The sequence below is a fragment of the Frigidibacter oleivorans genome (assembly GCF_003993775.1).
Lineage (GTDB): Bacteria > Pseudomonadota > Alphaproteobacteria > Rhodobacterales > Rhodobacteraceae > Frigidibacter > Frigidibacter oleivorans.
This window is the reverse complement of the sequence record NZ_RJRZ01000010.1, coordinates 1-19,421: the sequence shown is the minus strand read 5'-3', so window position 1 is coordinate 19,421 and position 19,421 is coordinate 1. Positions and strand designations below refer to the sequence as shown.

17 protein-coding genes, 1 tRNA gene and 1 pseudogene are annotated in these 19,421 nt (G+C 70.7%); 7 read left to right on the top strand and 12 right to left on the bottom strand.

From position 1 onward, the window contains the following. Nucleotides 1-36: 36 nt before the first annotated feature. A complete protein-coding gene (nhaA, locus tag EEY80_RS12795) occupies nt 37-1,266 on the bottom strand; it encodes a Na+/H+ antiporter NhaA (RefSeq protein WP_126976973.1) in 1,230 nt (409 codons plus the stop codon). A gap of 230 nt (nt 1,267-1,496) precedes the next feature. Here nhaA and EEY80_RS12790 point away from each other — a divergent pair, with 230 nt between their 5' ends. The 4 genes from EEY80_RS12790 to EEY80_RS12775 all read left to right on the top strand — a co-directional run bounded on the left by EEY80_RS12790 (nt 1,497) and on the right by EEY80_RS12775 (nt 4,390). Next, nucleotides 1,497-2,048: a GNAT family N-acetyltransferase gene (locus tag EEY80_RS12790; RefSeq protein WP_126976972.1), complete on the top strand. Its 552-nt coding sequence runs from the start codon at nt 1,497-1,499 to the stop codon at nt 2,046-2,048. Between the two features lie 93 nt (nt 2,049-2,141). After that, a complete protein-coding gene (locus tag EEY80_RS12785; protein ID WP_126976971.1) occupies nt 2,142-2,834 on the top strand; it encodes a tellurite resistance TerB family protein in 693 nt (230 codons plus the stop codon). Nucleotides 2,835-2,915: 81 nt separating this feature from the next. After that, nucleotides 2,916-3,935 carry an endonuclease/exonuclease/phosphatase family protein gene (locus EEY80_RS12780; protein WP_126976970.1) on the top strand — a complete coding sequence of 340 codons (1,020 nt, stop codon included), beginning with the start codon at nt 2,916-2,918 and terminating at the stop codon, nt 3,933-3,935. Between the two features lie 32 nt (nt 3,936-3,967). Beyond that, a complete protein-coding gene (locus EEY80_RS12775) occupies nt 3,968-4,390 on the top strand; it encodes a hypothetical protein (protein WP_126976969.1) in 423 nt (140 codons plus the stop codon). On the opposite strand, the gene EEY80_RS12770 is transcribed toward EEY80_RS12775, so the two are convergent. From EEY80_RS12770 to EEY80_RS12755, 4 genes are all read right to left on the bottom strand, one after another. Next, entirely contained in the window at nt 4,385-5,962 is a 1,578-nt protein-coding gene (locus EEY80_RS12770; protein WP_126976968.1) for a Ppx/GppA family phosphatase, read from the bottom strand. The two genes, EEY80_RS12775 and EEY80_RS12770, sit on opposite strands and share 6 nt — an antisense overlap. 233 nt (nt 5,963-6,195) lie before the next feature. Further along, nucleotides 6,196-8,370 carry an RNA degradosome polyphosphate kinase gene (locus EEY80_RS12765; RefSeq protein WP_126976967.1) on the bottom strand — a complete coding sequence of 725 codons (2,175 nt, stop codon included), beginning with the start codon at nt 8,368-8,370 and terminating at the stop codon, nt 6,196-6,198. Between the two features lie 110 nt (nt 8,371-8,480). Then, nucleotides 8,481-9,149 carry a P-loop NTPase family protein gene (locus EEY80_RS12760; RefSeq protein WP_126976966.1) on the bottom strand — a complete coding sequence of 223 codons (669 nt, stop codon included), beginning with the start codon at nt 9,147-9,149 and terminating at the stop codon, nt 8,481-8,483. Beyond that, the gene (locus EEY80_RS12755) at nt 9,149-10,327 is read right to left on the bottom strand and encodes an AI-2E family transporter (protein ID WP_126976965.1); all 1,179 of its coding nucleotides are present in this window, start codon (nt 10,325-10,327) and stop codon (nt 9,149-9,151) included. Before EEY80_RS12755 ends, EEY80_RS12760 begins: the two co-directional genes overlap by 1 nt. 192 nt (nt 10,328-10,519) lie before the next feature. On the opposite strand from EEY80_RS12755, the gene proS reads away from it, so the two are divergent. Next, nucleotides 10,520-11,857 (top strand): proline--tRNA ligase, encoded by a 1,338-nt coding sequence (gene proS, locus EEY80_RS12750; protein ID WP_126976964.1) that lies wholly within the window; start codon nt 10,520-10,522, stop codon nt 11,855-11,857. Between the two features lie 36 nt (nt 11,858-11,893). On the opposite strand, the gene EEY80_RS12745 is transcribed toward proS, so the two are convergent. The 7 genes from EEY80_RS12745 to EEY80_RS12715 are packed head-to-tail and all read right to left on the bottom strand — an operon-like array spanning nt 11,894 to nt 18,409. Beyond that, nucleotides 11,894-12,832 (bottom strand): AEC family transporter, encoded by a 939-nt coding sequence (locus EEY80_RS12745; protein WP_126976963.1) that lies wholly within the window; start codon nt 12,830-12,832, stop codon nt 11,894-11,896. Nucleotides 12,833-12,835: 3 nt separating this feature from the next. Beyond that, nucleotides 12,836-13,642: an MBL fold metallo-hydrolase gene (locus EEY80_RS12740; RefSeq protein ID WP_126976962.1), complete on the bottom strand. Its 807-nt coding sequence runs from the start codon at nt 13,640-13,642 to the stop codon at nt 12,836-12,838. Continuing rightward, the gene (locus tag EEY80_RS12735; RefSeq protein ID WP_126976961.1) at nt 13,639-14,493 is read right to left on the bottom strand and encodes a TatD family hydrolase; all 855 of its coding nucleotides are present in this window, start codon (nt 14,491-14,493) and stop codon (nt 13,639-13,641) included. The genes EEY80_RS12740 and EEY80_RS12735 overlap by 4 nt, the downstream gene beginning before the upstream one ends. A 12-nt stretch (nt 14,494-14,505) precedes the next feature. Beyond that, the gene (locus EEY80_RS12730; RefSeq protein WP_126976960.1) at nt 14,506-15,651 is read right to left on the bottom strand and encodes a DNA polymerase III subunit delta'; all 1,146 of its coding nucleotides are present in this window, start codon (nt 15,649-15,651) and stop codon (nt 14,506-14,508) included. Further along, nucleotides 15,648-16,274, bottom strand: a complete 627-nt coding sequence (gene tmk / locus EEY80_RS12725; protein WP_126976959.1) for a dTMP kinase — start codon at nt 16,272-16,274, stop codon at nt 15,648-15,650. Before tmk ends, EEY80_RS12730 begins: the two co-directional genes overlap by 4 nt. Before the next feature lie 32 nt (nt 16,275-16,306). Beyond that, entirely contained in the window at nt 16,307-17,470 is a 1,164-nt protein-coding gene (locus EEY80_RS12720) for a D-alanyl-D-alanine carboxypeptidase family protein (RefSeq protein WP_126976958.1), read from the bottom strand. A gap of 12 nt (nt 17,471-17,482) precedes the next feature. Then, nucleotides 17,483-18,409, bottom strand: coding sequence for an SPOR domain-containing protein (locus EEY80_RS12715; protein ID WP_126976957.1), 927 nt, complete (start codon nt 18,407-18,409; stop codon nt 17,483-17,485). A gap of 457 nt (nt 18,410-18,866) precedes the next feature. On the opposite strand from EEY80_RS12715, the gene EEY80_RS12710 reads away from it, so the two are divergent. Continuing rightward, nucleotides 18,867-18,954: transfer RNA gene (locus EEY80_RS12710), tRNA-Ser, on the top strand. 340 nt (nt 18,955-19,294) lie between these two features. Further along, nucleotides 19,295-19,421, top strand: a pseudogene (locus EEY80_RS20485) (IS3 family transposase); the annotation flags it as partial.

The window sequence follows — 19,421 nt, the reverse complement described above, 5'->3', positions numbered from 1 at the left end:
ACGGCCGGGGGATCGCCCCCCGGCCGCCGGTCCGGCTCAGATGACCGGGCTTTCCTCGAGGTCGCGCCGGGCGCGTTCGTCTTCCTGCTGCTCGTCCTCGTCCATCACGTCGGCCGGGGCGTAGCGAAGCACCAGATATCCCAGCACGCCCGACAGGGCCGAGCCGATCAGCACGCCAAGCCGCACCTCGTTCATCAGGAGCGCGTCATTGTAGCTGAGCGAGCCGATGAACAGCGACATGGTGAAGCCGATACCGGCCAGACAGGCCGCGCCCCAGACATGGTGCCAGGTCGCGCCGGCGGGGATGCGCGCGAGGCCGGTCTTCACCATCAGCCAGGTGATGCCGAAGACGCCGATCTGCTTGCCGATGAACAGGCCCGCCGCGATGCCGAGCGGCAGCGAGGAGAAGACGTCGGAGAACGTCATCCCTTCCAGCACCACCCCGGCATTGGCGAAGGCGAAGACCGGCACGATCAGGAAGAAGACGTAAGGCGACAGCGCATGTTCGACCGAATGCAGCGGCGACTTGCCGTGCTTGTCCTTCAGCGGCACGAAGAGCGCGGTGATCACCCCCGCCAGCGTCGCGTGCACGCCGGATTTCAGGATGAAGAACCACAGCAGCGCCCCGAACAGCACGATGGGCGCGATGCGGTGCGTGCCGATCCGGTTCAGCCACCACAGGGCGGCGAGGGGGATCAGCGACAGCCACAGATAGTCGATCTTCAGTTCGGCCGTGTAGAACAGCGCGATAATCACGATGGCCCCGAGGTCGTCGAGGATGGCGAGCGTCAGCAGGAAGATCTTCAGCGAGGCCGGCACCCGCTTGCCGAGCAGCGCCATCACGCCCACGGCGAAGGCGATGTCGGTGGCGGCGGGGATTGCCCAGCCATGCACCGTGGCCGGGTTGCCCAGGTTCAGCGCAAGGAAGATCAGCGCCGGCGCGGCCATGCCGCCGACCGCCGCCATGCCGGGAAGGATCACGTCGGCCGGGTCCTTGAGCTTGCCCTCGCGCATCTCGCGCTTCAGCTCCAGCCCGACGAGGAAGAAGAAGATCGCCATCAGCCCGTCGTTGATCCACAGGATCAGCGGCTTGGCCAGGGCATTCTCGCCCAGGCTGACCGAGAAGGGCAGCGCCAGGATCCCGTGATAGCCGTCGGACAGGGCCGAATTCGCCACGATGAAGGCCAGCGCGGCCGAAAGCATCAGGGCAATGCCTCCGGCGGCCTCGTGCTTGAACATTCGGTCGAGTGTACGCAGCAATGACATGGGTCCGGGGTGTCCTTCTTCCTGTGAACGGGTTCTTCGGTCAACTTCTGCCCCGGCCCAGCGGACCGGTTCCGTCCGACATGGGCTGACAGGGGGCAGTTTCAACAGCTTGTGTGCCGCTTTGACGACGCTGTGGCAGATAGGCCGCGTCCTGCCGTGCAAAGCCGCTTGCAGGGGCCGGGCGGGCGCGTCAAGTTGTCGCTTGCTTCCGTTTTTCCGCCGGTCCGATGATGCCCGCCGATCCCTTGCCCGCCGAGTGCGTCGCCAATTCCGTTGCCGATTCCCTGCCGCTGGTCCTGCGCCCGGCGGAACCGCGCGACCTGCCGGCGATCGCGGCCTTCTGGAACCCGATGATCCGCGACACCGCCGTGACCTTCTCGGCCGACGAGCGCAGCGTGGAGGCGCTTGCCGCGATGCTGGACGCGCGCCGCGCCGCGGGCTGCGAGATGTTCGTCGCGGCGCTCGGTCCGGGGCCGGCGATGGGCTTCGCCACCTATGCGCCGTTCCGGCCCGGCAGCGGCTATCTGCGCACGATGGAACACACGATCATCCTGTCCCCGGCGCTGCAGGGGCGGGGCGCGGGCCGGGCGCTGATCGCGGCGGTGGCCGATCACGCGCGGGCGGGCGGCGCGCTGTCGCTGATCGCCGCCGTGTCGGGCGAGAACGCGGCAGGCATCGCCTTTCACCGCGCAGCGGGCTTCGCCGAGGTCGGGCGGATCCCGGCGGCGGGCTGGAAGTTCGGCCGCAGCATGGATCTGGTGCTGCTGCAACTGCGGCTGTGACGGCAGCCGGGCTTGCGGCAGCCTGTCGCGGTCGCGCGGCCTGCGCCGTTTCGCACCCTGACAAGGCGCCGCGCCGCAGCTAATATCCGCTGCATGTCGATCTGGACCCGCATTTCCGACGCGCTTTCGGCGCTCGCCAACGGCGAGGGCCTGTCCGCCGTGCTGGACCGGCTGCGCGGCTGTTCGACCGTGCCGGAACGGTCGGTGGCCTTCACCATCGCGGTGATCGCGCTCGGCGCGAAGATGGCCAAGGCCGATGGCGCGGTGACGCGGGACGAGGTGACGGCCTTCCGGCGGGTCTTCCTGATCCCCGAGGGCGAAAGCGCCCATGCCGCGCGGGTCTTCAACCTCGCCCGGCAGGATGTGGCGGGCTTCGATGCCTGGGCCGCGCGCATCGCGCGGATGTTCGGGCCGGGCGATCCGGTGCTGCGCGACCTGCTGGAGGGCCTGTTCCACGTCGCGGTCGCGGATGGCGGCTATCACCCGCAGGAGGATGCCTTCCTCGGCCGGGTGGCGGAAATCTTCGGGCTGGACGGGCGCTGCTTCCGCGCGATCCGGGCGCGGCACGTGCCCGATTGCCAGCCCGACCCCTGGGAGGTGCTGGGCGTGGACCCGGGCGCCAGCCTCGCCGAGGCCCGCGCCGCCTGGCGCGAGGCGGTGCGCGACAGCCATCCCGACCGGCTGATGGCGCGGGGCCTGCCGGCCGAGGCGCTGAAACTGGCCGAGGCGCGGCTGGTCGCGGTGAACCGCGCCTGGGAAGAGATCAGCGGCAAGCGCGCCGCCTGAGGGGACGCAAAGGGGGCGCTGCCCCCGTCGCCTTCGGCGACTCCCCCGGGATATTTGGATCAGCTGCAAGGGGCCGGCGCCATGCGGATCGGGACCTGGAACATCGAATGGTTCGACGCGCTCTTCGATGCGCGGGGCCGGATGCTGGAGGACGATGCGCCCTCGGCCCGCTATGGCGTGACGCGGGCCGAGCAGCTGCGGGCGATCCGCGCGGTGCTGGCCGCGCTCGACGCCGACCTGCTGCTGGTGGTCGAGGCACCCGACGGGCGGGGGCCGGGCGGCACCGTGGACCGGCTGCAGGCGGCGGCGGCCGCGGCGGGCATCCGGGCGCGGCGGGCCCTGTCCGGCTTTCCCAACGACAGCCAGCAGGAGATCGCGCTGCTCTACGATCCCGACCGGATGGCGGTGCGGCACGATCCGCAGGAGGGCGCGGGCGGCGCGGCGCCGCGCTTCGACGGCAGCTATCGCATCGACCTCGACATCGACGCGACGCTCGACACCGTGCGCTTCGCCAAGCCGCCGCTGGAGGCGGCGGTGGACCCGGTCGATCGCGCGGCCTTTCGGCTGATCGGCGTGCATGTGAAGTCGAAGGCGCCGCACGGGGCCGACGATCCCGCCCATGCCGCGCGCATCGCCATCCAGAACCGCCGCCGGCAGCTGGCCGAATGCATCTGGCTGCGCGAACGGGTGGCCGGGCATCTGGCGGCGGGCGAGGCGCTGGTGGTGCTGGGCGATTTCAACGACGGGCCGGGGCTCGACGAGTTCGAGGCGCTGTTCGGCCGGTCCGGGCTGGAAATCGTGCTGGGGCAGGAGGCGCCGCCCGGCCTGCGGCTGCACGATCCCCATGCCCTGCCGCGCATCGCCCATGCGACCGCCGCCGCCCCGGCCTCGGCCCGGTTCTGGCGCGACAGCGAAGGGCAGTATTTCTCGGCCATGCTGGATTTCGTTCTGCTGTCGCCGGGGCTGGTGACGGGCGCGCGCTGGCGGATCTGGCACCCGTTCGACGATCCGGCAATCTATCGCAACGCCCCCTTGCGCGATTCCCTGCTGGCGGCCTCGGATCACTATCCCGTGACGGTCGATCTGCCCGCGACGGGGTAGGGGAATCGCGCCGGGCGGCCTATGTTGAAGGCATGGCCCAGTCACCGCACCTCGCCCTGATCGCCGCCCTGGTCTTCACCGCCCCGACCGTCGCCCCGGCGCCGGTCATGGCCCAGACCGTCGAACCCGAGCCGCCCGCCGAGGAGGGGTTCGACCTGTTCCGCGACGGGGCGGAGTCGATGCTGCGCGGCCTGATCGACGAGATGGGGCCGGCGCTGGACGGGATGGAACAGGGCCTGCGCGAGCTGGGGCCGGAACTGCGGGCGATGGCGCCGATGATCCGCGAGCTGGCGACCATCGTCGGGGATGCGCGCGACTATCATGCGCCCGAGGAACAGCCGAACGGCGACATCCTGATCCGCCGCAAGACCCCGGCCGAGCGCGAGGCCGAGGGGCTGCCCCCCTATCCGGCCGAGCCGCTGGACCCGCCCGGCCCGGGCGAGATCGACCTATAGCGGCCTGTCGAGCGGCCGTTCGGCAACCTTCACCACCGTCGTCACCCCCATCGCCGCGGCCAGCGAGGCGAAGCGGGCGGCCGCCACCTCGCCGAACAGGTGCTGTTCCGCCGGGTTCAGCACCAGTTCCAGCACCTTCTTCTTCGGATAGAGCTTCAGCTGCCCCGCCTTGTCGGGCGACTGGATCGAGAACATCGCGCCGAAGCGCATCGCCTTGCCCAGCACCTCGGCATCGCGGATTTCCTCGGGCGACAGCAGGGCGAACATCGGCTCCATCCGGCTGCCGGCGCGGCTGTTCTTGTAGCGATGAAGCAGCGCAAGCCCCAGGAACACCCGTTCCGGATGGCTGAGCCCGCCCAGATTGGCGCGGGTGACATTGTCGAAACAGGCCTCGGCCCGATAGTCGGGATGGGTGCGCCAAGTCGTGTCGTGCAGCAGGCAGGCGGCGCGGATGATCCGCAGCCGGGCCGGGCCGGCATGGGTGTAGAGCGGTTCCAGAAAGGCGAACAGCCGCTTGCCGAAGCCCGGCATCCGCGCCTGCGTCGCCTCGGCAAAGCGGCAGGCCTCGATCAGCGGGTCGCGGCCGCGCAGCCGTTCGGGCATCTGTTCGTAAAGCATCCCCTCGCGGATGCCGTAGGAGGAGATGTCGATCTCCTTCGGGCGGAAGCAGCGGACCAGTTCTGCCAGGACCTGCGCCGCCAGCGGCAGCAGTTCGGCCCGTTCCGCGCCGATCCCGGTTCGCATCCGCAGGGCCGCCATATCGGCCTCGCGCAGCCAGTCCACCGTGTCCTGCACGGATTTCGGCGTCATCCGGTATTCGTGCAGCACCGTCATCGGATAGCCGGCGCGTTCCATGTCCAGCCGCGCGATCGCCCGCCAGCTGCCGCCGACCAGATAGATGCGGTCGTGCCGGCCCATCTGGTCGCGCAGGGACCGCATGACCTGTTCGATGTGGCGCTGCAGGGCGCGGGGGCCGCCCTGCACCTGCTGCAGCCGGAACGGGCCGAGGGGCGAGGTCACGCGCCGGCCGATGGTGCCGCCCTTCAGTTCGGCCAGCTCCATCGAGTTGCCGCCGATGTCGCAGACGATGCCCTCGGCCCCCGGCCAGCCGAGCAGCACCCCCTGGGCCGACAGCCGGGCCTCTTCCTCGCCGTCGATGACATGCAGGCGCAGGCCGGTCTCGCGCAGCACCTGTTCGCGGAAGGCGGGGCCATCCTCGGCCTCGCGCACGGCGGCGGTGGCGACGCAGGTCAGCGGCGCCATCTGCATCCCCTCGGCCAGCAGGGCGAAGCGCTTCAGCGCCGCCAGCGCCCGTTCCGCGCCCTTGGGGTTCAGCCGGCCCGTGGTGGCAAGGCCCTGACCCAGCCCGCACATCACCTTTTCATTGAAGAAATAGGCGGGGCTGCGGGCCGCGCCGTCGAAGACCACCATCCGGACCGAGTTCGACCCGACATCGACCACGCCCACCCGGCTCAGCGCGCGGGCATCGGGATCCTGGAACAGCGGCCGGCCGAAGGGACCCCAATCGTCGGGCTGGTCGTGATCGGGCCGCGTGCCGGCAGTATCGTCCATCGCGTTCCCCTCCGGTCCTGTGGTTCCGCGGGCCGCCCCGTCCTGCCCCGCGGCGCCCGTCAGGCCAGCAGGCATCAACCGGTTCCAGATATTCAGCATCGTCTTATCCCCCTCCGTCGGGAAGGGCGAGCGGGAAACAGGTTCGGCATCCACCCTGTTCCCGGCCGCCTGTTCCCACCCGCAGCGTCCTGGCCCCCGCGCGCCCTTGCCGGGGCGGCGCCGGGGCGGTGGCATCAGTCCCGCGAATGCGCCAGCCGCGGCACGTCCGACGCCCCCGCCTTGCCCCGGCCCGACAGGGACGGGTTTTCCATGAAGAAGCGGTGGCAGTTGAACAGGTCGGCGCCCTCGCGCAGGTCGCGGCGGAACTGCCCGTCCGGTTGCAGCACCCAGCTTTGCGCCTCGTCGGCGAGGTTCGCCGCCATGATCTGGCTGACGATCTGCGCCTTCACCGTCTCGTTCACCGTCTCGACCAGCGTCTCGACCCGGCGGTTGAGGTTGCGGCCCATCCAGTCGGCCGACGAGATGAACACCCGCGCCTTGCGCGAGGGCAGGCCCTGCCCGTTGCCGAAACAGACGATGCGGCTGTGTTCGAGGAAGCGGCCGACGATCGACTTGACGCGGATATTCTCGGACAGGCCGGCGATGCCGGGGCGCAGCCCGCAGATGCCGCGGATCACGAGGTTGATCTTCACCCCCGCGCGGCTCGCGTCATAGAGCGCGTCGATGACCTCGGCGTCGATCAGGCTGTTCATCTTCGCCCAGATCTCGCCCGGCCGCCCCGCCTTCGCATGCGTCGCCTCGCGGCCGATCATCTCGATCAGCCGGGGTTTCAGCGAGATGGGCGAGATGGCGAGGTTTTCCAGCCCCTCGGGCTGCACATAGCCGGACAGGTAGTTGAACACCTTCGCCGCATCGCGCCCGAGCGCCGGGTCGCAGGTGAAGAAGGACAGGTCCGTATAGATGCGGGCGGTGATCGGGTGATAGTTGCCGGTGCCGAAATGGGTATAGGTCACCAGCCGGTCGCCCTCGCGCCGGACGACCGTGCTGATCTTGGCATGGGTCTTGTAGTTCATGAACCCGTAGACGACATGCGCGCCCGCGCGTTCCAGCCGCCGCGACTGGCGGATGTTCGCGGCCTCGTCGAAGCGGGCCTTCAGTTCCACCAGCGCGGTCACGGACTTGCCGGCCTCGGCCGCCTCGCAGAGCGCGGCGACGATCGGGCTGTCGCGCGAGGTGCGGTAGAGCGTCTGCTTGATCGCCAGCACATCCGGATCGGCGGCGGCGCGCTGCAGGAACCGCACCACCATGTCGAAGGTCTCGTAGGGGTGGTGCAGCAGCATGTCCTTCTGCCGGATGGCGGCGAAGATGTCGCCGTCATGGTCCTGCACCCGTTCCGGCACGCGCGGCGTGAAGGGCGGCCATTGCAGGTCGCGCCGGCTGTCGGTCACCAGTTCCTTCAGATCGGCCATGCCGATCATGCCCTTGACCTCGACCACCTCGTCCGGGGTCACGTCCAGTTCCGCCATGATCAGGTCGCGCAGCGTGGCGGGGGCGCCGGCGGTAATCTTCAGGCGCACCACCTCGCCCCGCCGCCGGCGCTTCAGCGCCGTCTCGAATTCGCGGACCAGATCCTCGGCCTCTTCCTCGACCTCCAGATCGCTGTCGCGCAGCACGCGAAAGCTGCAATGCCCGGTATCGGCATAGCCCGGGAACAGCGCGTCCAGATGCAGCAGCAGCAGCTCCTCCAGCGGCAGGAAGCGGGTCTCGCCGCCCCGGCCGTCGGGCAGCGCCACGAAACGATCCACCTGCTGCGGGATCGGCAGCAGGGCCTGCAGGCGGCGGCCATCGGTGCGGCGTTCCAGTTCCAGCGCCAGCGACAGGCCGGTGTTCGGGATGAAGGGGAAGGGATGCGCGGGGTCGATGGCCAGGGGCGACAGCACCGGGAAGACGCGTTCGAGGAAATGGTCGCGCAGGAAGGCGCGGTCCTTGACCGTCAGCTTCGACCGGGTCAGCAGCACGACCCCCGCCTTCTGGATGTCGCGTCGGATGCGGTTCCACACCGTCTGCTGCGTCGCCATCAGCCGCCGGGCCTCGGCATTGATCCGCACCAGCTGCTGCGCCGGGGTCATCCCGTCATCCGACGGCAGGCCGGTGCCGGAGCGCACCAGCTGCCGCAGGCCGGCGACGCGGACGGTATAGAACTCGTCGAGGTTGGTGGCCGAGATCGACAGGAAGCGCAGCCGTTCCAGCAGCGGCACGCGCGGATTGCGCGCCTCGTCCAGCACGCGCCAGTTGAAGGCCAGCCAGCTGAGCTCGCGGTTGAAGAAGCGTTTCGGCCCCTCGACCTCGGTCCGCGGCACCGTCTGCGGCGGCGGGAAGGGGGCCTTCAGGAAGTCTGCAATCGTCATCTCGGCACTGCCCGTTTCTTATCGTTGCGCAATCAGGGGGGCGAGTATGCCCGGCCTGCCCGCCCGCGTCCAGCGGAAGGCAGCGGGCGGTGCGCCCGGGGGTGCGCCCGTCAGCCGGCGGCGAGGACGGCGGCGGCAAGGCTGCGCCCGACCGGCCGTCCCTGCGCCAGCGCCGCCGCGTCCAGCCGCGCGACCAGATCGCGGGCGGCGGCAAGGCTGCGGTCCATCCGCGCCACCAGCCAGGGGATCAGCGCGGGCGGCACCTGCACCTGCCGGTCGGCAAAAAGCTTCACCAGCACCGCGGCCAGCAGCGCGTCGTCCGGCGGGTCGATCGCGGCGGTGGCGGTGGCCTGCATCCGGCTGGCGAGGTCGGGCAGGCGCAGCGACCAGCGGGACGGCGCCCGCGCGGACGTCAGCAGCAGAGGCCCGCCCTGCGCGAGCACGAGGTTGTGCAGGTGGAACAGCGCCCTCTCGCCCGCGTCATAGCCCGCCACCCGTTCGGCGTTCTCGACGGCGACGGCGCCCGTGGCAAGCGCGGGCAGGTCGGCCAGCGCCAGTTCCTCGGCGGGGACGGTTTCCGCCCCGGTCTGCGCGGCCCAGAGGGCGGCCAGATGGGTCTTGCCCGATCCCGGCGGACCGGTCAGCACCAGCTTGCGCTGCGGCCAGTCGCGCCAGCCGTCGATCTGTGCCAGCGCCAGCGCGTTGGAAGGGGCGGGAAAGAAATCCGCCCGCCCCATCGCCGCGCGCGGGGGCAGGTCGAGCGCCAGCTGGACGGCCATCAGCCCGCGTCGCCCCGCCCGGGGCCGGCCTGCGGACCCAGCAGGCCGCTTTCTTCCACCCCGCGCAGGCGGGGGGCGGGGGCGGTCACCACCTCGACCCGCATGTCGGGTGCGACCTCCTCGGGATCGCCGAGACCATTGAACAGCCGGCTTTCCATGTATTGCTGCATGGCGAAGCGCGCCAGCACGCCAAGCGCCGCCGCCGCGGGCACCGCCACCAGCAGCCCGGCAAAGCCGAACAGCGTGCCGAAGGCCGACAGCGCGAACAGCAGCCAGACCGGATGCAGCCCGACCGAGCCGCCCACCAGTTTCGGCGTCAGGATGTTGCCCTCGACGAACTGGCCGGACTGGAAGATCGCCCAGACGGCGACGATCCACCACCAGTCGCCCCAGTACTGGAACAGCGCCAGCCCGATGGCCAGCGCGCCCCCGACCAGCGCGCCGACATAGGGGATGAAGGTCAGGAAGCCCGCGATCGCGCCGACGACGAAGCCGAAGTTCAGCCCGATCAGCGACAGCATGATCGCGTAGTAGACGCCGAGGATCAGGCAGACCAGCACCTGACCGCGCACGAAGCCCGCCAGCACGTCATCGACCTCGCGCGCGAGCTTGCGGATGGTGGGGGCGTGATCGCGCGGCAGCCAACCGTCGATGCGCCCCACCATCTTGTCCCAGTCGAGCAGCAGGTAGAAGGCCACGACCGGCACGACGACCATGAACACGATGAAGTTGACCACGCCGACGGCCGAGCCCAGCACCCGCGTCACCAGTTCGCCGCCGCGCGCGCGGATCATCTCGCCGATCGAGACGATGGTTTCGCGCAGCACGCTCTGTTCGTCCATCAGCGAGGGGAAGCGGCCGGTCAGGAAGGTCTGCAGCTGCTGAAAGATCTGCGGCGCCGTCTCGATCAACTGGCCCAACTGGCGTACCAGCGTCGGGATCACCAGCAGCGCCGCGACGATGAACAGCAGCACCGCCAGCACGGAAATCGCCCCCGTCGCCGCGGCCCGCGACAGCCCCCACCGTTCCAGCCGGTCCGCGACCGGGTCGAGGAAATAGGCCACCGCACCGCCGACGAGGAAGGGCAGGATCACATTGCCAAGCAGCCAGAGCGTCAGCAGGAACGCCACCGCGGCGATGCCCCAGTACCGCAGCTGGACCCGTACCGGAAGTGCCATGCCTCGTCCCCTTTTGCCCGGTCCGGTTGATCCGGTCCCGCTGATCCGGTGCCGCCTGTCCCGCGCCCAGAGATTGCCCATCCCTGCCGGCGTTTCAAGTGCGGGCCTTCCGGCAGTCCGCGAACCGTGCCCGCGCTTGAACGCCCCCTGTCGCCACGATAGGAACGGCAAGTCCCTGATCGAGAGAGCCCGATGCGCCTGTCCCGCTATTTCCTGCCCGTCCTCAAGGAAAATCCCGCCGAGGCGCAGATCGTCTCGCACCGCTACATGCTGCGGGCGGGGATGATCAAGCAGCAGGCCGCCGGCATCTATTCCTGGCTGCCGCTGGGGTTCCGCGTGCTGAAACGGATCGAACAGATCGTGCACGAGGAACAGCAGCGCGCCGGGCATATCCCGCTGCTGATGCCGACGCTGCAGCCCGCCGACCTGTGGCGCGAAAGCGGCCGCTATGATGATTACGGGCAAGAGATGCTGCGCATCCGCGACCGGCACGACCGCGACATGCTGTACGGTCCCACCAACGAGGAGATGATCACCGACATCTTCCGCAGCGCCGTGGGCTCCTACAAGCAGCTGCCGCTGACGCTGTACCACATCCAGTGGAAGTTCCGCGACGAGGTGCGCCCGCGCTTCGGCGTGATGCGGGGGCGCGAGTTCCTGATGAAGGACGGCTACAGCTTCGACCTGACGCGCGAGGATGCGCTGCATGCCTATAACCGCCACATGGTCAGCTATCTGCGCACCTATGAACGGATGGGGCTGACGGCGATCCCGATGCGCGCGGCCTCGGGCCCGATCGGCGGCGACAACACCCACGAATTTCTCGTGCTGGCGCAGACCGGCGAATCCGAGGTCTTCTATGACGAGGCGGTGACGGAACTGACGCTGGGCAACCGCAAGGTCGATTACGACAACCGGGACGAGGTCGCGGCGATCTGCGACGAGTTCACCGCCCCCTATGCCCGCACCGACGAAACCCACGACCCCTCGGTGTTCGAGACGGTGCCCGAGGCGCGCCGCCGCGTCGGCCGCGGGATCGAGGTGGGGCAGATCTTCTACTTCGGCACCAAGTATTCCGACTCGATGGGGGCGACGGTGGTCACGCCCGACGGCTCCCGCGTGCCGGTCGAGATGGGCAGCCACGGCATCGGCGTCAGCCGCCTGCTCGGCGCGATCATCGAGGCCAGCCATGACGACAAGGGCATCATCTGGCCCGAGGGCGTCACCCCCTTCCACGCGGGGATCGTCAACCTGAAGCAGGGCGACGGCGCCACCGACAGCGCCTGCGAGGCGCTGTATGGCGCGCTGCAGGCCCGGGGGCTCGACCCGCTCTATGACGACCGCGACGAACGGGCGGGAGCGAAATTCGCGACGATGGACCTGATCGGCCTGCCGTGGCGGATCACTGTCGGGCCGCGCGGGCTGGCCGCGAACAAGGTCGAGCTGACCTGCCGCCGCACCGGCGAGTCGGAAGAGATGAGCCCCGAGGCCGCGGTGGCGAAACTGGCCGAGATCTACGAGGGCCGCTGAGGCGCCCCCAATAGCGTCCCCCGTGCGCGGGGGACGTCAGGGCAGCAGCGCCAGCCAGACCCAGACCGTCGCGACCGACGCCGCCGTGGCGATCAGCACCGAGGAGGCCGCGACCCGCCGCGCGGCGCCATACATGTTGGCGAAGAGATAGGTGTTGACCCCCGGTGCCATCGCCGCGGTCAGCGTCCCCGAGCGCAGCGCCGCCGCGTCCAGCCCGAAGCCGAAGCGCGCCAGCCCGAAGGTGATCGCCGGGTGCACCACCAGCGACAGCAGGCAGATCATCGCGATGGTGCGCATGTCGCCCTCGGGCCGGTACTGGAACAGCACCCCGCCAAGCGCGAACAGGGCCACCGGCAGGGCGGCGCGGGCGATCATCGACGTCGCGGCCTCCAGCACCTCGGGCAGGGGCAGGCCCGACAGGTTGACGATCAGCCCCGAGCCGATGCCGATGACCAGCGGCGTGCGCAGCACCGCGCGCAGCGAGCGCAGCAGCACCCGGCCCACCGACAGGCCGGTGCCGCGGGCGCGCGTCATCTCCATCACGGTGATGCCGAAGCTGTAGAGCAGCGGCGAATGGACCGAGATGATGGCAAGGTTGCCGGCGATGGCATCCTCGCCATAGGCCCGCTGGGTGATCGGGATGCCGAGCAGCAGCGAATTGGCGAAGAGACAGCAGAAGCCGATCGCCACCGCATCGGTCGCCGGCCGCGCGAACAGCCGGAGCGCGCCGAGATAGCCGAGGCCGAAACAGGCGAAGGCGCCGGCATAGAAGCTCACAAGCAGCCGCAGGTCGTAATCCTGGCCGAGATCCACGTGCAGGATCGACACGAACAGCAGCACCGGCACCGCGAAGGTCTGGGCGAAATGCATCGTGCCCTCGACCGCCGAGGGGCCGAACAGGCCCCGCCAGCTGGCGGCATAGCCCGCGCCGATCACCAGGAACACCGGCAGGATCACCTCGATCAGGGCCTGCATCCGTCAGGCGTCCAGCTCGATCTGCAGTCCGTCGAAGGCGGGGTCCACATGGGCCGGCGTCTCGGCCGCGACCCGGTCATGGTCGAGGTCGATATGCATGTTGGTTAGCACCGCGCGCGCCGGGGCCAGCCGGTCGATCCAGTCCAGCGCCAGCGCCAGATGCGCATGGGTCGGATGCGGCGTGCGGCGCAGCGCGTCCACCACGAAGACCTGCAGATCCGCCAGCAGCGGCCAGGTCGCGTCGGGGATGGTCAGCACGTCGGGAATATAGGCCAGCCCGCCGATGCGGAAGCCGAGCGCGTCGGTCGGCCCGTGGCCCACCCGCAGCGGCTGAAAGGTCAGCGGTCCGCCAGCCCCGTCGATGGTGAAGGCGCCGCGGATCGTGTGCAGGTCGCAGATCGGCGGATAGGCCGATCCCGCCGGCTGCACGAAGGCATAGCCGAAGCGGGACAGCAGCGCGTCCTGCGTGGCGCCGTCGGCCCAGACCGGCAGGCGGCGGCGGGTGTTGAACACGATCTGCCGCAGGTCGTCCAGCCCGTGCACATGATCGGCATGGGCATGGGTCATCGCCACCGCGTCCAGTTCGCCCACACCCTCGCGCAGCAGCTGGCTGCGCATGTCGGGCGTCGTGTCGATCAGCACGCGGGTCACGCCGCCGCCGGGGGCCAGCCGTTCCACCAGCATCGAACAGCGCATCCGGTGGTTGCGCGGGTTGTCGGGGTCGCATTCGCCCCAGTGGCCGCCAAGCCGCGGCACCCCGCCCGACGATCCGCAGCCCAGAATGGTGAAGCGCAGCACGCCGCCGGTCATGCCGCCGCCCCCGCCGCCGCCCCTGCCGCCTTGGCGAACAGCCGGTCGAAATTGGCGCTGGTCCGGCGGGCGAATTCCGCCGGGTCGAGTCCGAAAAGCCCGGCGCCGACGCGGGCGGTATGGGCGGCATAGGCCGGCTCGTTGCGCTTGCCGCGATGGGGCGGCGGCGCGAGGTAGGGCGCGTCCGTTTCCACGAGGATGCGGTCGAGCGGTGCCGCCGCGAAGATGTCGCGCAGTTCCTGCGAGCGGGGGAAGGCCGCGATGCCCGACATCGACAGGTAGAAGCCGAGGTCCAGCGCCGCGCGCGCCAGACCCGCGCCCGAGGAAAAGCAGTGCATCACGCAAGGATAGGCGCCGTTGCGGTATTCCTCGGTCAGGATCGCAGCCATGTCGTCATCGGCATCGCGGGCGTGGATGATCAGCGGCAGGCCGGACTGGCGCGCGGCGGCGATGTGCAGGCGCAGGCTGGTCTTCTGCGCATCGGCGCTGTCGGCGGTGTAGTGATAGTCGAGCCCGGTTTCGCCGATGCCCACGAATTTCGGGTGCCGGGCCAGTGCCAGCAGCCGGTCCACCGTCACCGGCTCTTCCTCGGTCACATGCATCGGATGCACGCCGGCGGCGTAGAACACGCCCTCATGCGCCTCGGCGATGGCGCGGACCAGCGGTTCGCGGTCCCAGCGGGTGCAGATGGTGACCATCCGCGTCACCCCGGCCGCGCGGGCGCGGGCGACGATGTCGGTCACCTGGCCGTCGAAATCGGGGAAATCCAGATGGCAGTGGCTGTCCACGATCGCGGGCGGCACGGCCTGCGGCGGGCCATCGGCCGCGGGTTCGGGGGTGGGATGGGGCATGTCCGGGCTTCCTCAAGCGGTCGCCTGGGCCGCCGTCTCGTTCACCTTGAGCACCATATCCATGAGAAGCGCGGCAGGGTCAAGGTTGACCGCCCGGCCCTGACGCGCCCGTGCGACGATGCCCGCCGCCTCGCCGGCCCAGACCCGCGCCGCCTGCGGATCGGGCGCGAGGCGCATCAGCACCGCGGCCTCGCCCGGCGCGGCCTCCACCGCCGGCGGCCCCATGATCCCGGCCCGCGCGAGGCGCGACAGGAACAGGTCGAACAGGGTCAGCAGCAGGTCGAACCGGCCCTCGGCCGCCTTGCCCGCCGCGCTGTCGGCCAGCTGCAGCGCGCGGATGCGGTCGAGCCGGGGCAGGGCGGAAAACAGCGCCACGATCTCGGCATAGAGCGCCAGCCCGTCCAGCGCCAGGAGCCGCACTGCCGCGCCCACGGACCCTGCGGCCAGTTCCGCCACGGCCGCCGCCGCCTCGGGCGGGGCAGGAGTGCCGGCCTGGTCCAGCGCGGCGGCAAGCGCGGCCGGCGGCAGCGGCGGCAGGCGCAGGTCGCGGACCCGCGAGCGGATCGTCGGCAACAGGCGCGAGGGCTGGTGCGCGATCAGGATCAGCGTGGTGCGGGCGGGCGGTTCCTCCAGCAGCTTCAGCAGGGCGTTGGCGGCGCTGACATTCATCTCGTCCGCCGCATCGACGATCGCCACCCGCCGGCCGCCATCGGCGGCGGAGAGGGTGAAGAACGACTTCATCCGCCGCACCTCGTCCACCGTGATCTGCTGGCGCAGGCTGCCGCGATCGTCGAGCCCCCGGCGCAGCAGGAACAGGCCGGGTTCCGCCATCGCCGCCATCCGCCGCGCCACCGGATGATCGGGCGGAACGTCGAGCGTCGCGGGCGGCGGCGGCGCGCCGAACAGGCCATCGGGTTCCGCCTCGGGCGTCGCCAGCAGGAAGCGCGCGATCCGCCACGCCAGCGTCGCCTTGCCCACGCCGCGCGGCCCGGTCAGCATCCAGCCGTGATGCAGCCGCCCGGTGGCATGGGCGTCGAGGAAGGCCGCCTCCGCCGCCTCCTGCCCGAACAGGTGCAGGGTGTCGCGCGGATGCGGCACGCCCTCGATCCGGTCGGGCTCCGGCCCCGGCTCGGCCTCGGCGCCGCGGGGGGCCTTCATGCCGGGCGGGCGGCCGCGAGCCGCGCCAGCGTCAGCCGCAAGATGTCGTCCGCCACGGCCCCGGGTGCGCGGGCGCCGTCGATCACCGCGACCCGGCCGGAAAACTCGCTCGCCAGCGACAGGAAGCCCGCGCGCATCCGTTCCTGCATCGCAAGGCCCATATCCTCGAACCGCTCCTCATGCCCCTTGCGGGCACGGGCGCGGTCCAGCCCCGTCGCCGGGTCGATGTCGATGACGAAGGTCAGGTCCGGCTCTTGCCCGATCATCAGCCCGTGCAACTGGTCCACCAGCCCGCGCAGGTCGCCCCGGCTGATGCCCTGATAGACGCGGGTGCTGTCGGCGAAGCGGTCCGACACCACGATCTGCCCCGCCGCCAGCGCCGGGCGCACGGTCTTTTCCATGTGATCGCGGCGGGCGGCGGTGAAGAGCAGGATTTCGGTTTCCGGCGACCAGCGGTCGGGATCGCCTTCCAGCACCAGCCGCCGGATCTCTTCCGCGCCGGGGCTGCCGCCGGGTTCGCGGGTCAGGCGCACCGCATGGCCCGCCCGGTCCAGCGCGCCGGCCAGAAGCCGCGCCTGTGTCGACTTGCCCGACCCGTCGATGCCCTCGAAGGTGATGAACATGGGGCTGCCTTCCGGGGCCGGGCGCGGCGCCGTCAGCTGGCCGGTCCGGCGACGCGGGCGACCAGATCGCCCGCCGCGACGCCGAGCCGCTTGGTGAAGCCGCCAGTCGGCACCTCGGTTTCCGCCAGCAGCGGCAGCCGCATCTCGGGCATCTCGGGCACGGTCACCACCAGTTCGCCCAGCGTCTGGCCCGCCGCGATGGGCGCGTTGATCGGCCCGGAGTAGACCGCCTCGGCCGTCACGCCGTCCTGCGCCAGCGCGGGCATCAGCACCGACAGATCGCGCTCCACCACCAGACCGACGGTCGGCACCGCGCCCATATGCACCTCGGCCTCGGCCAGCCGGGTGGCGCCCTTGACCAGCGTGCGCAGCGCGAACTGGCGGAAGGCCCAGTTGGTCACCGCCTCGGATTCCTGCGCGCGGGCGGATTCCGACCCCAGCCCCGACAGCACCATCACGATGCGCCGGCCGCTGCGCGGCTCGATCGCCGAACCGACGAGGCCATAGCCCGCCTCTTCGGTATGGCCGGTCTTCAGCCCGTCCGCCGTCCAGTCGCCGTCGCCGCCCGCCCGCAGCAGCGGGTTGCGGTTGTTGCCGTTCGCCGGCACCCGGCCTTCGTAGTTGAAGCCGGTCATGCCGAAGAAGGGATAGAGATCGGGGAATTCCGTGATCAGCCGCACCGCGATCAGCCCCAGATCGCGCGCGCTCATCATGTGGCCGGGATCGGGCCATCCCGAGGAATTGGCGAAGCGCGAATTGGTCATGCCCAGCTGTTGCGCCCGCTGGGTCATCTGCTGGGCGAAGGCCTCTTCGGTGCCGGCCAGCCCCTCGGCCACCACGACGCAGGCATCGTTGCCGGAATTGATGATGATGCCGTGGATCAGATCCTCGACCGTGGGCCGGTCGCCCGGCTTCACGAACATCTTCGATCCGCCCATCTTCCACGCCTTTTCGGACACGCCGAAGGTGGTGTCCATCGTCACCTGTCCGCGTTCGAGCGCCTCGAACAGCATGTTCAGCGTCATCAGCTTCGACATCGAGGCGGGCGGGATCGGCATGTCGGCGTTCTTGTCCAGAAGCACCGTCTGCGTGGTCAGGTCATAGACCCAGGCCGCGCGGGCCGAGGTTTCGAAGGCGCGGCCGGGCAGGGCGGCGGCGGCGAGGATCAGCGCGGACAGGAACAGGCGCTTCAGCATCGGGCAGTCTCCTCACTTGCTGACGGCATAGGCGTCGGGATAGCCGAGGCCCTTGACCTTGGCGATGGCGGCGTCGCGTTCGGCAGTGGCGGGCAGCGGCCCCACCACCACGCGCCAGAAGGTCTTGCCCTGGCTTTCCTCGCGCCGCACCGCCGGGGTCAGGCCCGCGGCGCGCATCTGGCCGGCGGCCTTCTCGGCATTGGCCTCGACGCTGAAGATGCCGATCTGGACGAATTGCCGCCCGACAGGGGCCGCCGCGGGCGCGGATGCCGGGGCTGCCGGGGCGGCGGCCGGGGGCGGCGCGACCCTGGGTGCCGCGGGGGCGACAGGAGGAGCGGCCGGGGCGGCGGCTGTTGTGGCCGGGGGCGTGCCTTCGGCGCGGTCGATCGCGGCGGCCGCGGCCCCGGCGACATCGGTCGGGGCGGGCGCGGCGGCCTCGGCCGCGCCCTCGCTCTCGACCCGGCGCAGCGCCGTGACCTGCACCTGGGCCGGCTGGCCGGCCAGCAGGCCGAGCGCCCCGGCCGCGTCGGAGGAGATCTGCAGTTTCGGCCCCGGCATGTCGCGTTCGCGCCGGAACAGCGCGCCGATGACGAAATTGCCATTGGCGGGGTTGCGGATGATCACCCTTTCGGGGTCCGTCGTGTCGGGATGCGCGACCCAGACCCCGCCCAGCGAGGGGCGCCCGTCCCACAGGCCCTGTTCGGTCACCTGGAATACCTCCGGCGCCTCGACGTCGCGGTCCACCAACCGGACCGAGGTCGCCGAGCCCACCGCCGGGTCCGCCGGGCCATCCTGTCCGCCGCCGCCGATGCAGCCCGCCAGCGCCACGCTCAGCGCGAGGGCGGCCAGCACCGGCCGGCCGGCGCCCGCGGCTCCCCGGGCGGCGCGATCCGGCGCCCGTGCCGGTGCGCCCTCGTCCCGGCGCCCGGTCCCCGGCATGCCGGCCACGCTCCAGCCTTCCCCGTGCCGACCCGCTGCGTGCCGACCTGTCCCAGCTGTCATTCCTGCCCCCTTCGTGCGGCGCGCGCGGTCGCGCATCGCCGTCCTGCTGCCCCGTCGCCGTGGCGTTACCGCCTCATCCCACGTCTGTTCGGGCGTTCCCGGGCTTTCGCCCGCCGCCCGGATCGCTGTTCTTCAGGGGCGTGCCCCGCGCCGCGCCGCCCACGGGTCCCGGAACGCCGGTTCGGGCCGCCGGCCCGGACACGGGCCGATCCGGCCGCCCGCAACGCGCCGGCACCGCCAGCCCCCGCGGCCGGCATCCTAGTCGCTCTGCCCCGGCAAGAAAAGGCCGCCCCGCGCCGCGCCCCCGCGCGCAGCCGCGCCCGTCTTTCAGAATCGCGTGAGCCGCGCTAAGCCCGTCCGACCCCGCGCCGGCCCCGGCCCGCAGGGCACCCGCGGAAGGGTGGCAGAGTGGTCGATTGCTCCGGTCTTGAAAACCGGCGATGGGAAACCATCCGTGGGTTCGAATCCCACCCCTTCCGCCACTTGCCCTCGCGAAAGCGTTCTCCCGATCCGGCTGCGGCCGGATTTTTCCGTTGTTTTCGAAGGTTATGCGGGAGGGGCTGTTAACCGGCCCACGCCCCGAAGGGCGCACACGCGTTTTCTCCGGGCCTATATTCTCCGGACCTGTTAACCGCCGCGCTTCCGGTGAACAGCTTTAAGTCATTGCATTCAAGTGATCTTTCGAAGTCCGTGATGCACGCGATTTGGAGAATCCATCTGGATGGCGGATGGAACAGAGATCGAACGCCGCCCGTTGCGCCGCGGTTCGGCTGCAGCTGGGACCAATCTCACCCCAGCCGCTGTTCGTGCTTTGTGCTGACTCATCTCGAACGAGATTACGAGATGAGCGAGCGGCGGGCGTGTTTTCTGATCGGGGCGGATCGATCGTCGGTGCGATATCGGCACAGGCGACCAGATGATGCTGCGCTGCGCGAGGCGCTGCGCGGGG